Genomic DNA, 12,586 nt, shown 5'->3' on the forward strand with positions numbered 1-12,586 from the left:
CGCCTCAGCCCTTGCCCCTGCCCCCACACCTGCCTCAGCCCCTGCCTCAGCCCCTGCCCCTGCCTCTGCCCCTGCCTCTGCCCCTGCCGTACGAAAGGCGTCACCCCGTATGTCCGGCCACGTTCCCGTCCCGCCTCTCACCCGTGTCCTCGACGCCCTCGGGGTCGCCGAACGCGACATCGCCTCGCGCGCCACCCCCACCGGCGGTACGTACAACACCGTCACCCGCGTCACGCTCACCGACGGCCGCGACTGGGTGGTCAAGACGCCCCCGCCGCACACCGCCGCCCTGCGGTACGAACGCGACCTGCTCGTCAACGAGGTCGCCTTCTACACCGCCGCCGCGCAGACCGGCAGCGTCACGGTGCCCCGCGTCGTCCGCAGCGAACCGGACCCGGCCTCGCCCACCGGCGCGTATCTGGTCATGACCGCCCGCCCCGGCCGCCCCTGGCACGAGGCCGGCGGCGGGGCGGGCGCGGACGACGAGCCCCGGCTGCGCGCCGAACTCGGCGAAGCCGTCGGCCGCCTGCACTCCGTGACCGGGCCCGCCGGATTCGGCTATCCCGCCGAGCCGTTCGGGCCGCTCGCCGCCACCTGGCGGGCCGCGTTCACCGCGATGACCGAGGCCGTGCTCGCCGACGCCGAGACCTATCGGGCCCGGCTGCCGTACCCCGTCGGCCACATCCGTACGGTGCTGGCGGGCGCGGCCCACGTGCTGGACGACGTCACCCGGCCCGCCCTCGTCCACTTCGACCTCTGGCCGGGAAACCTGCTGGTCACGGGAGATCCCGGCGCGCGCACCATCGGCGGGATCATCGACGGGGAGCGGATGTTCTGGGGTGACCCGGTGGCCGACTTCGTCTCCCTCGCGCTCTTCGCGGACATCGAGCGGGACGGGGACTTCCTCGACGGGTACGCGCGATCCACCGGCGGGGCGGTGGAGTTCACGGACTCGCTGCGGACCCGCTACGCGCTGTACCGGAGCTACCTCTACCTCATCATGCTGGTCGAGACCGTGCCCCGCGCTGTCGGGCCCGAAGCCGCCGGGGAGACCTGGGAGTTGGTCGCGCCCCACCTCGTCGATGCCCTGGACGCGGTGCGGAAGGGCGGCTGACGGACCTCAGCGCAGGCGCACGCCCCGCTGCGCCTCGTACAGATTGGCCGGCCGGACCGTCTCCGGGCTCCCGTACGCCTCCAGGCGGGTGTGCAGGTCGCCGGTGAAGTCGGGGACGTCGATCTGGCCGAACTCCCGCACCTCGCTGATGCCGACGGTCGCGCTGTACGGGGCGAGGCCGTCGATCCTCATCAGCCCGGCCCGTTCGTTGACGACCCGGATGTTCCAGTGCGTGAACCGCGCCCCGAAGAGGGGGCCCGCGCTCGCGTCGCCGCCGTGGACGCCGTTGTTGTTCACCGTGATGTCGGTGCGGACGCATGCGAACGGCATCCCCCGGTGCGAGTCGAACGTGCCCATCTCCATCCGGCCGCGCGACCAGACGTTGTAGCTGGACAGGCCTTCGACGTTGATGCCGTGGAGCTGGGTGCCGGGGGGCGCGGGGGTGGTGCGCGCGATGACGGCGAAGTCCTCGATCAGGTTGTCGTGCGAGCCCTCGCGGCAGTAGTACGGGTGGTGCGAGCCACGCCCCTCCACCTTCGTACGGCGCAGGGTGCAGGCGGACGCGCCGATCAGGCCGAAGCCGTTGTCGACGTGCCGGACGGTGACGTCGTCGGCCCAGCAGTCGTACGCGCACTGGAACGCGACGCCGTTGTACCCCTGGTCCAGCAGGTGCGGGGCCTGCGGCTTCTCGGCCGCCTCCAGGGTGAGGCCCTCGACGCCGCACCCGGTGAGCGGGGTGACGAGCGTGGTCAGCCGGGGGTCCCATTCGGGGCGCAGGTCGAGCGGGAGCGGGCGTTCCAGGGTGATCCGGCGGCCCCGCACGCCGGTGATGCGGACCGGCCATTCGTAGGGGACGTAAGAGGTCAGCTTGGTCTTGTCGGCCCAGGCGTACGCCCGCGCGCCCTTGCCGTCGCCCGCCATGTGCTGGAGCAGCGTGTGTCCGGGGTCGTCGGCGAGGCGGAGCAGGACGAGCCGGCCGCGCTTCAGCCGGCGGGCGTCGGCGCCGGGGACGGTGATCGTGCGGTCGCCCCGGCGGGCGGGGGCCGGGGTGGCGAGGGTGCGCCAGTCGTCGCGGCGGTTGCCGGTCCAGCCCTCGAAGGGCCACTCCCGGGCGCGGATCGCGTCGGTCAGCGAGGCCCAACGCTCGTTCGGGCAGAGCCAGATGAGGCCGCCGGCCCAGGACCAGCTGGACTTGTCGCCGCCGTAGCGGCTGCCGTAGACGCCGATCAGCTCGGTGAGGCTCCGGGTCGCGTACAGCGTCGTCGCGCCGCTGCCCGCGCCGCGCACCACGACGTCGCTGTGGCCGAAGCGGATGATGTCGTCGATGCGGTACGTCCCCGCCGGGATGGTCACGGTGCCGCCGCCGCGCTCCCCGGCGGCGGCGATGGCGCGGTTGATCGCGGGCGCGGCGTCGGCCGAGCCGTCGGGGCGGGCTCCGTGGTCGCGTACGACGTCGGTGACGAAGCCGCGGGGGCGTTCGCCCCTGGAGGGGCGGCGTGGGAGGGCGGATCCCGCGCGGTAGCCGGCGCGGCCGACGAAGGGGATCTGGGGGTGGGCGAGGGGCGTGGCGGTGAACTCCCTCCAGAGGGCGGCGTCGCGGCCCGGGCGGGCCGCCGGTGCCCCGGCCGCCCCGGCCGTCCCGGCACTCGCGGCCGTGGGCCCGGCGGGTGACGTTCCGGCGGCCGGGCCGGTGGCCGGCGCTCCGGCCGCGCCGGGGGCTCCGGCCGGGGCCGCTCCGGCCCATGCGGTCGTGGCGCCGCCGGTCACCGCGCCCGCCGCCACGGCCACGGCGCCGCCCAGCATCGCGCGTCTGCCGATGTTCCCCCGCCCACTCCCCTGATACGTCGCCATGCCCCGAACCGCCTTTCAGGTATGTGAATGACGTTCATATGTGCGTTGGCGGTGAGCATGGCACGGCTCGGCGGCACAGGGAAAGACCCCTGTGCCGCCGGGAGAATCCGAGGAGCGTCCGGGGACGACGGGCGTCAGCTGTCGGACGGGCGCCGGGTCAGATGGCTGAACGCGTCCAGATTCCGGGTGGACTCGCCGCGCGACACCCGCCACGCGTACTCCTTGCGGATCGAACTCGCGAAACCGAGCTCCAGGAGGGTGTTGAACGCCCCGTCGGCCGCTTCGAGCACCGAGCCGAGCAGCCGGTCCAGCTCGTCGGCGGTGACCACCGACAGCGGCAGCTTGCCGACCAGGTAGACGTCGCCGAGCGAGTCGATCGCGTAACTCACCCCGAACAGACGGAGGTTGCGCTCCAGCAGCCAGCGGTGCACCTCGGCGTCGTTCTCGTCGGGGTGCCGGACGACGAACGCGTTGAGGGAGAGCGAGTGCTTGCCGACGATCAGCGAACAGGTCGTCGACAGCTTGCGGGTGCCGGGCAGCGTCACGACGTAGTTGCCGCGCCCCGGGCTCTCCCATACGAGCCCGGCATCGTTCAGCGTCGCCTCGATGACCTGGGCCGCTGCAGTTTCGTCCGGTACGTCAGCCATGCAGCGAGCGTACGACAGGGGCGCGCCGCGCACGGCACGGACCAGCGGCGTCCGCCGCGCGGCGGCCTCAGCCGTGGTGCGCCCGGGCCCGGCGGCGGTGGTCGCAGAGCGCGGCCGTGTACACGTCGGCGGTCGCCGAGGCGGCCGTGTCCCAGCCGAAGGACTGGGCGTGCGCCGCGGCGGCCGCCCCCATCCGCTCGACCAGCTCCGGCGCATCCGCGAACCGCCCGAGCGCGCGGGCGTACGCCTCCGGATCGTGCCCCTCCACCAGGAAACCGCCGACCCCGTCGCGCACCGCCACCGGCAGTCCGCCCACGGCCGCGGCGACCACCGGGGTGCCGGTCGCCTGCGCCTCTATGGCGACCAGCCCGAAGGACTCGCTGTACGACGGCATGACCAGCACCGACGCGGCCCGGAACCAGTCGGCGAGCCGGTCCTGGCCCACCGGCGGATGGAACCGCACGACATCGGCGATGCCGAGGCGGGCGGCCAGCTTCTGCAGGCCCTCGGGCTTGGCGAGTCCGCTGCCGCTCGGGCCGCCGACCACCGGCACGACCATCCGGGACCGCAGGGACGGGTCCCGGTCAAGCAGCACCGCCACGGCGCGCAGCAGCACGTCCGGGGCCTTCAGCGGCTGGATGCGGCCCGCGAAGAGCGGGATCAGCGCGTCCTGCGGCAGACCGAGCCTGGCCCGCGCGGCGGCCCGGCCGTCGGCCGGGCGGAAGCGGTCCAGGTTGACGCCGGGGTGCACCACGGCGACCGCGGCGGGATCGGCGTCGTAGAAGCGGACGAGCTCGTCGGCCTCCTCGGCGGTGTTGGCGATCAGCCGGTCGGAGGCGTTCACGATCTGGGTCTCGCCGATGACCCGGGCGGCCGGCTCGGGGGTGTCGCCCTCGGCGAGCGCGGCGTTCTTGACCTTGGCCATGGTGTGCATGGCGTGCACGAGCGGGACGCCCCAGCGCTGGGCGGCGAGCCAGCCGACCTGGCCGGAGAGCCAGTAGTGGGAGTGCACGAGGTCGTAGTAGCCGGGGCGCTGACCGGCCCAGGCCTGCATCACGCCGTGCGTGAAGGCGCAGAGCTGGGCGGGCAGCTCCTCCTTGGCGAGGCCTTCGTACGGCCCGGCGTCGACGTGCCGGACCAGGACGCCGGGCGCCAGCTCGACCGCGGGGGCCAGCGAGCCGGTGGTGGCCCTGGTGAAGATCTCGACCTCGATGTTGATCGCGGCGAGGCGCTTGGCCAGTTCGACGATGTAGACGTTCATCCCGCCCGCGTCGCCCGTGCCGGGCTGGTGGAGCGGGGACGTGTGCACGGAGAGCATCGCGATGCGGCGTGGCTTGCGGGAGGCTCCGGAGAAGCCTCCGGGGAACCTGAGGCGCGCGGCCGTGCGGGTGGAGCCGAGCCGGGAGACGTACTGGCTCACCTCGTCGGTCCTCCTCGATCGGGACATGCTGACCGGAGGGCACGGTGGTCCTCCGAAGGGCGAGAACAGTGGAATCCCGCCTTTCATTTCCGTTTTGCCAAATCATTACGTTGCCGGGCGGCGCGTCGCGCGGCGGCGGCGGAAGGTCCGGGCAGCCGCCCGGCCCCTCCCGTCGCATACGCTCGACCCATGCGCCAGCGCCCCATCGGCACCGCCACCCGCGGGACCACCAACCCGAACCGGCTGCGCCGCATGGACCGCTGGATCGCCGACGCGCACGGCCCCGCCCTGCGCCGCGCCGGGACGCCGGTGGCCGTCGACCTCGGGTACGGGGCGGCCCCCTGGACCGCGGTCGAGCTGCTGGACCGCCTGCGCACCGCCGAGCCGCGCACCGTGGTGGCGGGCATCGAGATCGACCCGGAGCGGGTCGCCGCCGCGCAGCCGTACGCCCGCGAGGGCCTCACCTTCGTGCACGGCGGCTTCGAGGTCCCGCTGGACGTCCGGCCGCTGCTGATCCGGGCGGCGAACGTGCTGCGCCAGTACGACGAGGACCAGGTCGCCGAGGTCTGGGGGCGGCTGTGCTCCCGCCTCGCCCCGGACGGGCTCCTGGTGGAGGGGACCTGCGACGAGATCGGGCGCCGGCACGTCTGGGTGGCGCTGGGGCCCGAGGGTCCGCGCACGGTCACCTTCGCGACCCGGCTCGGCTCGCTGGAGCGCCCGTCGGATCTCGCGGAACGCCTGCCGAAGGCGCTGATCCACCGCAACGTGCCGGGCGAGCCGGTCCACGCGTTCCTGCGGGACTTCGACCGGGCCTGGGCGACGGCCTCCCCGTACGCCTCGCTCGGCGCACGGCAGCGCTGGATCGCGGCGGTGCGGGCGGTGTCGGGCGACTGGCCGGTGACGGACGGGGTACGGCGGTGGCGGCAGGGCGAGATCACCGTGCCGTGGGACGCGCTGCGGCCCGGCGGTCGCTGAACCCTTGCCCGGAAGGGCAGAAATCCTCCGCTCCGGGAACGCCGCGGGGGCATCGTTCGTCCCAGTGAGGGGAGATGGCGCAGGTCGAAGCGCCGTACGGGCCGGGGAGCCGAGGGGGAATCATGACGAAGTGGCCGTGCGGGGGCGGTATGTGACGCGCCAGGTGCCGTCGGCCTCTGTTGCTTTACGGGACGACATGGCACGATCGCGACGTTGCCGAAAAGTTACTGACAGTAAGTCAGATGTGCACTACCCGGCTTCTGTTGCTTTTCTCGCATTCGCCGTATTCGCCCCGTTCGCTGTATTCGTCACCTTCATCTTCATCGCCATCATCGCCTTCGTCACCTTCATCATCTTTGTCGCCTCCTCCCGGAGGCGGGCCCGGAGTAACAACCCGGAGGGGGAGCTCGTGAACCGACGCCACTGCGCCACTGCCGCCATCACGCTGGTCTGTGCGCTGGCCCTGCTGACGTCCACGGGCCAGGCCACGGCCGCCCCGGTTCCGGAGCCCTCGCCCTCCCCGTCCTCCTCCCCCGCCGGCTCGCCGCCCCGCTACTCCAACGCGGACCTCGAGAAGGTCCGCGAGCAGATCGACACGCTGTACCGGAAGGCGGGCGCGGCGACGGACGCGTACAACCTCGCCGAGGAGCAGACGAAGAAGCAGTCCGGCGAGATCGTGAAGCTGGCCAAGGCGATCGTGGACGGCCAGGCGCGCATCGCCGCCCTGAAGGACCGGGCCGGGGCCCAGGCCCGCGAGCAGTACCGCAACGGCGGCCTGCCGCCCGGCGCGCAGCTGGCCCTGAGCAACGACCCGAAGCTGTTCCTGGACGGGCTCAACAAGGTCCGCCAGAGCCAGCACGCCTCCAAGTCGCTCCTGGCCGATCTGAACCAGACGCAGGAGGACCTGGAGACGTACACCCAGGACGCCAGCGCGAACTGGGAGAAGCTGGAGACGAACCGGGTCAAGCAGGCCAAGGCCAAGAAGAAGATCAACGCCCGGATCAAGGCGGCGGAGAAGCTCGAATCGCAGTTGGAGGAGAAGGAGCGCGACCGGCTCCGCCGGCTGGAGCGGGACGCCGCGGACAGGGCGCAGACCGCCTGGCTCTCCTCCGGGGCCATCAAGGACGTCAGCGGCGAGGCGAGCGAGGGCGGAGCGGCGGCGGTGGCCTTCGCGACGGCGCAGATAGGCAAGCCGTACGTCTGGGGAGCCGAGGGCCCCGGTTCGTACGACTGCTCGGGGCTGACCTCGCAGGCGTGGCTGGCGGCGAAGCGCCCGATCCCGCGCACCTCGCAGGAACAGTGGCGGCTGCTGCCGCGTATCGACATCCAGGACATGCGCCCCGGCGACCTGATCATCTACCACGCCGACGCCAGCCATGTCGGGATGTACGTCGGCGACGGCACGATCGTCCACTCGCCGCGCCCCGGCCGCAACGTCACGCTGGCGGGCGCGGGCTCGATGAAGATCCTCGGCGTGGTCCGCCCGGACAAGTAGGACCGGCGCGGGCATGGGCGCGGCCCTCCCGCGCCCATGAGCGGGACCCTGTGAGCGGGGCCACGTGAGCGGGGCCACGCCGCCGCCCGTCGGCGCGTGATGTTTGTCATGCGCGCTTCCCCGCCGTCATGGCGGCCCATCGCGCCGGATCCGTGTCGGGACGCGGCTTATGACGGCGCATATGACGGGGGCCGGTCCCCGTGCGCCATTCCGTTCCCCCACCGCGGACCGCTATCGTCCCCGACTGGCGGATCGTCGATCGTCGACCCGCCGCGCCCTCGGGGGGAGGGAAGGAAACTCGAACCGATGCCCGTACCCGTACCGCAGCAGCGATCCGTTCCCGCTGCGGAGACCTCGCACGGCGACCTCACCCTGCTGGTGATCGAGGACGACCCGGCGGGCACCACCATCACCGTCCCCGAGCTCTCGGCGGCGGCCGGGACCCGGGTCCGTATCCGCACCGCCCGCAACCTCACCGAGGCCGCGCGGCTGCTCACCGACGACGTCGACTGCATCCTGCTGGACCTGGCGCTGCCCCTCACGGGCGGCGGGGCCGGCCCCGGCACGCCCACCGCCGACGCCGGGACGTCCGGCACCGGCACCGGCACCGGCACGGCCGACAGCGGATCCCTGCCCGAGCCCGTCTCCGAGCGGGCCGGCGAGCTGGCGGCCCTCACCCACGTACTCGGCATCGCGCCCCAGCACGCGGTCCTCGCGCTGACCGCGCAGGACGACACCGAGCTGGCGGCCGAGGCGGTCCGGGTCGGGGCGCAGGACTACCTCTTCCGGGGCGAGCTGGACGCGCGCGTCCTGAGCCGCGCCATCCGGTACGCCGTGGAGCGCAAACGCGCCGACACCGCCCAGCACCAGCTGACCGAGTCCCGGCTGCGCGCCCAGGAGAACGCCCGCCTGGAACGCGGCCTGCTCCCCACCCCGCTGCTGGACGGCTCCGGCCTGAGCTTCGCCGCCCGCTACCGCCCCGGCCGCAGCCGCGCCCTCCTCGGCGGCGACTTCTACGACGTCGTCCGCACCCCGGACGGCACGGTGCACGCGATGATCGGCGACGTCTGCGGACACGGCCCGGACGAGGCGGCGCTCGGCGTCGAGCTGCGGATCGCCTGGCGGGCGCTGACCCTGGCCGGGCTGTGCGGGGACGAGCTGCTCTCCACGCTCCAGCAGGTGCTGGAGCACGAGCGGCAGAGCGAGGAGATCTTCGCGACGCTCTGCACCGTGGACATCGCGCCCGACGGGCGACGGGCCGGACTCTGCCTGGCCGGACACCCCGCGCCGCTGCTCGCCCGCCACGGTATGCCCGCCCGGCTGCTCCCGTACCAGGACGGCGGCCCGGCCCTGGGGCTGCTGCCGAGGGCCCGGTGGCCGCGCCGCCAGGTCGAGCTGGGCGGCGCCTGGAGCCTGATGATGTACACGGACGGGCTCATCGAGGGGCGCGTGGGCACCGGCGGCAGCGAGCGGCTGGGCCAGGACGGCATGGTCGCGATGGTCAACAGCCGGCTGGAACAGGGACTGGCGGGCGAGGAGCTGCTGGAGGCGGCGGTCGCCGAGGTACGGGAGCTGAACGGCGGCGAGCTGACCGACGACGTGGCGGTCCTGCTGCTGGGCCGCGATCCGGAGCGGATACGACGATGGGGCGGCAGCGCACCGCGCTCCCACCCCGCGTCCGTCGACCGGCCGCCGTCCCCGCCCGCGAGAGCGGCGGGGGCTCAGCGCCCGCCGTTGTAGGGACCGTACGGGCCGTCGCTGCTGGAGCCGCCGCTACGGCCACCGCCGCCGCCCGAGACCGCCTTGAGCGCGGGGCGCACGTCGACCATGAACACGATCGACGCGACCACGCCCGCGAGCTGCAGGAACAGCATCGGGATGAGCAGGTTCACGGCGACGGCGATGCCGAGAATGATCAGCCAGAAGGACTTCTTCTTCTTGTCGGCGGCGCGGTAAGCGTCCTCACGGGCGGTCGCCGCGAAGACGAACGCGACCACGGCCAGCACCAGCATCGCCAGATACAGCAGCTGGAGGAGCGAGCCGAACGCTGAGAGCAACATGGTGTGTACCGCCTAGTGAGTGGATGATCGCCCTGCGGCCGGAAGGGCCAAGGTACCGGGACAACGAGCCGGCCACCCGTAAAGGTGCCCGCCCCGCGCCCCGGTCACGCGTACCCCTTCCGACGTACCGGAAGACCCGTGCGGGTCACTTGCCGGCGGGCGGCGGGGTCTTCCTGGCCGCGGGCTTGCGCGGCGCCGGCGTCTTCTTGGCGGGCGCGGCCTTGGCCTCGGCGGACTTCACCGGAGCGGCGGGCTTGGCCGGAGCGGCGGGCTTGGCCTCGGCGGGCGCGGCCTTCGTCGCGGCGGGCTTGGCCTCGGCGGGCGCGGCCTTCGTCGCGGCGGGCTTGGCTGCGGCGGGCTTCGCCGCGGGCTTGGCGGCGGGTGCCGCCTTGGGCTTGGGCTTGGGCTCGGCCTCGACGACGGTGGCGATCTCGATGATCTCCTCGGCCGTCTCCCCGCGCCACGTCCGTACGGTCTGCTCGCCGCGCTCGGCGACCTTCTCGTACGTCTCCCGGGCCTTGATCGCGTACTCGGCGGCCACGCCCACGCTGCGGAGCGCCAGGTCCTGGGCGTTCTCGCCCAGCTTCTTCAGGTCGGCGGCGTCGAACGAGCCGAACACCTCGGTGACCTTCGCCTGCACGGTGGCCTGGGCCTCCTTGGCCTGCGTGGTCACCTTCTCCTGCACGGCCTTGGGGTCGGTGTTGCGCACGGCGTCGATCCGCTCGGGCGCCTCGGCCCGCAGCTGCTCGATCAGCGCCGGAACCTTGCGCGCCTGCTGCACGGCCAGGTCGGCCGTGCCGGCGGCGAAGTAGAGGGGGGTGGGGTCGGTGAGGGTCTTGCGCAGGTCATCGGTGATGGCCATGACTGTGGTCCTCCCGGATCATCAGAACCAGCTGTTCAGCTGTGAGGGTCTTGGTCTTCGGTGGCATCCGCACCGGCGTCGTCGCCTTTACGGGGCCGGGCGTCCTCACGGGGCCCGGCATCGCCGTCGGCGTCGGCGTCCGCGTCGGGCCCGGGGACGAATCCGTTCTCGCGGCGGAAGGAGTCGTAGATCTGCAGCAGAACGTTCTTCTGCCGCTCGTTGATCGACGGATCGGCCAGAATGACCGCCCGCGTCTCCAGCTCCTCCCGCTCCCGCTCGTCGAGGATCCCCGCACGTACGTACAGGGTCTCGGCCGAGATCCGCAGCGCCTTGGCGACCTGCTGGAGCACGTCCGCGCTGGGCTTGCGCAGACCGCGCTCGATCTGGCTGAGATACGGGTTCGACACCCCGGTCGCATCGGCGAGCTGCCGCAGCGAGAGCTGCGCCGCACGACGCTGCTCCCGCAGGTACTCACCGAGATTGCCGACGTTGAGTGATGCCATGGCTCGATAGTGCAACACCCTTGCTAACTTTTGCAAGCACATGCTTGCAAAAGTGTCGCGTGCCACTGGTTCGGACCGGTGGGACTCGCGGCGGCTGTCCGCTCCCAGTAGGTACGGCGAGGCCCAGTGGTTCTGGCGAACGACCTGGCGAAGTCTCGGCAAAGTCGGCCGGCCTGTACGGTCCACCGCATGGTTGACGAGTTCGACGTGGCTCAAGCTCTGCGCGGTGGGATACCCGACAGGGCGCGAGCCTGGGCCTTCGTCCGGGACTTCGCCGCAGCGTGGGCGGAGCCGCTCGCCGACGGCGCGGGTACGCGAGTGGAGGAGCTGGAGCGAGCCGAGGAGACGCTGGGGCTCACGCTGCCGACCGCATTGCGCGAGGCGTACTCGCTTCTCGGTGCGCGTCACGACCTCACCGGCAACCAAGACCCCCTGTTGCGCCCTTCCGAATTGTTCGTGCACGACGAGTTCGGTGGAGTGCTCGTCTTCCGCAGCGAGAACCAGGGATGCGCTTTCTGGGGAGTGCGGCTGCGGGACCTCGGCCAGGACGATCCGCCGGTGTTCGTCCAGTCACGGGATGGTTGGGTCCGCTACCTGGAGCGGGTCTCCCTGGCCTGTGTCGAGCTCGTACTCAGCGAGACGCTGCTTGGCGGCGAAGGACGGCTCTACAACGCCTGCGAACTTCCCGCCAGCCTGATTCGAGAGCTGCCGAGCCGGTTCGCGCCGGTGGAGTTTCCCGAGTACCCGATGTGGACGGGGAAGGAGGAGTCACCCGTGTGCTGGTATTCCGCGCCGGGGAAGCTCTTGCGGCTCGACGGACTGAGTGACCACAGCTGGCTGCACGTTCGGGGAAGTACGTTCGCCGACCTGGAGTCGCTCTGCGCCACCCTTCCCGGCCACTGGGTACGTGGATACCCAGAGCAGTTGTAAGCCGACGAACTGCCCTTCCAGGCTCCCGATGGTCTGCTTGGATGACACCGGGAAAGCAGGTGAACCGAGCGCAACGGGGGCGTGAGAATGGCTGATTCGTACGTCATTCTCAACGAGCTCGCCCAAGAGCTTCGGCCGATGCCACAGGGCATCGAGTGGTTCGAGGGCCTCTCGACCGAGGAGCAGTCCACCACCCTGCGCCTCCTGTCACATTTCTGCGTTCAGGCCCGCGCCACCACCGAGGACGGCCCGGAAAGCATCCGACGCGCCGGACTTCGCGCCACGCACACACCAGCAGTTCTGATCACACGAGGGCGGATCGACCAGCAACTCGGAAAGATCGCCGGTCGCACCCCGCACGACGAGCGCCTCAAGTCATTCCGGCCACTGATCGCGGTGCCGGCCGTCGCCGACGAACGCCGACGAGAGCGCTTCTGCTCCGCCGGTTGCGGCCACGCGTGGCATCGCCTCTCCGTCGACACCCCCGAAGCCTCGGCCTGATCCCTCGCGCTTTCGCGCCTACCGGAGGAGTGGCCGGAGGGGAAACATCGCGCTCAGCCTCGCACGTCCCACTGCTCGCCGCGCGGCCCTGGATTGCCGCCTACAGCGCCCTGCTCGGCTTGGCGTGCGTCGCCCGCTCGACGCACGCCTTCCCTCTTCCCTCCCGTCGGCGGTACGGCTTTCCTCCCGTCGGCAGTACGGCGCGGAGGCCCGCACAGCCCCGGGAGG

12 protein-coding genes are annotated in these 12,586 nt (G+C 72.3%); 6 read left to right on the plus strand and 6 right to left on the minus strand.

Features of this window, described 5'->3' with window-relative positions; translation table 11 throughout:
* Nucleotides 1-109: 109 nt before the first annotated feature.
* Nucleotides 110-1,114, plus strand: coding sequence for a phosphotransferase family protein (locus IE272_RS25615; protein ID WP_190008166.1), 1,005 nt, complete (start codon nt 110-112; stop codon nt 1,112-1,114).
* A gap of 6 nt (nt 1,115-1,120) precedes the next feature.
* Here IE272_RS25615 and IE272_RS25620 read toward each other — a convergent pair whose 3' ends face one another.
* The 3 genes from IE272_RS25620 to mshA all read right to left on the minus strand — a co-directional run bounded on the left by IE272_RS25620 (nt 1,121) and on the right by mshA (nt 5,032).
* Entirely contained in the window at nt 1,121-2,965 is a 1,845-nt protein-coding gene (locus tag IE272_RS25620) for a glycosyl hydrolase family 28-related protein (RefSeq protein ID WP_190008168.1), read from the minus strand.
* A gap of 134 nt (nt 2,966-3,099) precedes the next feature.
* Nucleotides 3,100-3,612, minus strand: coding sequence for a type III secretion system chaperone family protein (locus tag IE272_RS25625; RefSeq protein ID WP_032789932.1), 513 nt, complete (start codon nt 3,610-3,612; stop codon nt 3,100-3,102).
* Between the two features lie 67 nt (nt 3,613-3,679).
* Complete coding sequence (gene mshA, locus IE272_RS25630; RefSeq protein ID WP_050356812.1) at nt 3,680-5,032, minus strand: D-inositol-3-phosphate glycosyltransferase; 1,353 nt, start codon at nt 5,030-5,032, stop codon at nt 3,680-3,682.
* Nucleotides 5,033-5,221: 189 nt separating this feature from the next.
* Between mshA and IE272_RS25635 the strand changes: the two genes are divergently transcribed.
* The 3 genes from IE272_RS25635 (at nt 5,222) to IE272_RS25645 (ending at nt 9,242) form a co-directional block, all read left to right on the plus strand.
* On the plus strand, nt 5,222-6,007 hold the full coding sequence (locus tag IE272_RS25635) for a class I SAM-dependent methyltransferase (protein WP_050356813.1): 786 nt from the start codon (nt 5,222-5,224) through the stop codon (nt 6,005-6,007).
* A gap of 409 nt (nt 6,008-6,416) precedes the next feature.
* The gene (locus IE272_RS25640) at nt 6,417-7,502 is read left to right on the plus strand and encodes a C40 family peptidase (protein ID WP_098891988.1); all 1,086 of its coding nucleotides are present in this window, start codon (nt 6,417-6,419) and stop codon (nt 7,500-7,502) included.
* A 306-nt stretch (nt 7,503-7,808) separates the two neighbouring features.
* On the plus strand, nt 7,809-9,242 hold the full coding sequence (locus IE272_RS25645; RefSeq protein WP_190008170.1) for a PP2C family protein-serine/threonine phosphatase: 1,434 nt from the start codon (nt 7,809-7,811) through the stop codon (nt 9,240-9,242).
* Here IE272_RS25645 and IE272_RS25650 read toward each other — a convergent pair.
* The 3 genes from IE272_RS25650 to IE272_RS25660 form a co-directional block, all read right to left on the minus strand.
* Nucleotides 9,224-9,562, minus strand: coding sequence for a DUF2516 family protein (locus tag IE272_RS25650; RefSeq protein WP_050356815.1), 339 nt, complete (start codon nt 9,560-9,562; stop codon nt 9,224-9,226). The two genes, IE272_RS25645 and IE272_RS25650, sit on opposite strands and share 19 nt — an antisense overlap.
* Before the next feature lie 145 nt (nt 9,563-9,707).
* Nucleotides 9,708-10,424 carry a hypothetical protein gene (locus tag IE272_RS25655; protein WP_190008172.1) on the minus strand — a complete coding sequence of 239 codons (717 nt, stop codon included), beginning with the start codon at nt 10,422-10,424 and terminating at the stop codon, nt 9,708-9,710.
* Between the two features lie 35 nt (nt 10,425-10,459).
* The gene (locus IE272_RS25660; RefSeq protein ID WP_050356817.1) at nt 10,460-10,927 is read right to left on the minus strand and encodes a helix-turn-helix domain-containing protein; all 468 of its coding nucleotides are present in this window, start codon (nt 10,925-10,927) and stop codon (nt 10,460-10,462) included.
* 189 nt (nt 10,928-11,116) lie between these two features.
* Here IE272_RS25660 and IE272_RS25665 point away from each other — a divergent pair, with 189 nt between their 5' ends.
* On the plus strand, nt 11,117-11,857 hold the full coding sequence (locus IE272_RS25665; protein ID WP_190008174.1) for an SMI1/KNR4 family protein: 741 nt from the start codon (nt 11,117-11,119) through the stop codon (nt 11,855-11,857).
* An 87-nt stretch (nt 11,858-11,944) separates the two neighbouring features.
* Nucleotides 11,945-12,358: a DUF5958 family protein gene (locus IE272_RS25670; RefSeq protein WP_190008176.1), complete on the plus strand. Its 414-nt coding sequence runs from the start codon at nt 11,945-11,947 to the stop codon at nt 12,356-12,358.
* Nucleotides 12,359-12,586: the final 228 nt, after the last annotated feature.

It is taken from the genome of Streptomyces anulatus, from assembly GCF_014650675.1.
Classification (GTDB): Bacteria; Actinomycetota; Actinomycetes; order Streptomycetales; family Streptomycetaceae; genus Streptomyces; species Streptomyces anulatus.

Bases quoted from the DNA above. Each gene is read 5' to 3' on its own strand.
- IE272_RS25615 (WP_190008166.1), top strand. From the start codon at position 110: ATGTCCGGCCACGTTCCCGTCCCGCCTCTCACCCGTGTCCTCGACGCC.
- IE272_RS25620 (WP_190008168.1), bottom strand. From the start codon at position 2,965: ATGGCGACGTATCAGGGGAGTGGGCGGGGGAACATCGGCAGACGCGCG.
- IE272_RS25625 (WP_032789932.1), bottom strand. From the start codon at position 3,612: ATGGCTGACGTACCGGACGAAACTGCAGCGGCCCAGGTCATCGAGGCG.
- IE272_RS25635 (WP_050356813.1), top strand. From the start codon at position 5,222: ATGCGCCAGCGCCCCATCGGCACCGCCACCCGCGGGACCACCAACCCG.
- IE272_RS25645 (WP_190008170.1), top strand. From the start codon at position 7,809: ATGCCCGTACCCGTACCGCAGCAGCGATCCGTTCCCGCTGCGGAGACC.
- IE272_RS25650 (WP_050356815.1), bottom strand. From the start codon at position 9,562: ATGTTGCTCTCAGCGTTCGGCTCGCTCCTCCAGCTGCTGTATCTGGCG.
- IE272_RS25655 (WP_190008172.1), bottom strand. From the start codon at position 10,424: ATGGCCATCACCGATGACCTGCGCAAGACCCTCACCGACCCCACCCCC.
- IE272_RS25660 (WP_050356817.1), bottom strand. From the start codon at position 10,927: ATGGCATCACTCAACGTCGGCAATCTCGGTGAGTACCTGCGGGAGCAG.
- IE272_RS25665 (WP_190008174.1), top strand. From the start codon at position 11,117: ATGGTTGACGAGTTCGACGTGGCTCAAGCTCTGCGCGGTGGGATACCC.
- IE272_RS25670 (WP_190008176.1), top strand. From the start codon at position 11,945: ATGGCTGATTCGTACGTCATTCTCAACGAGCTCGCCCAAGAGCTTCGG.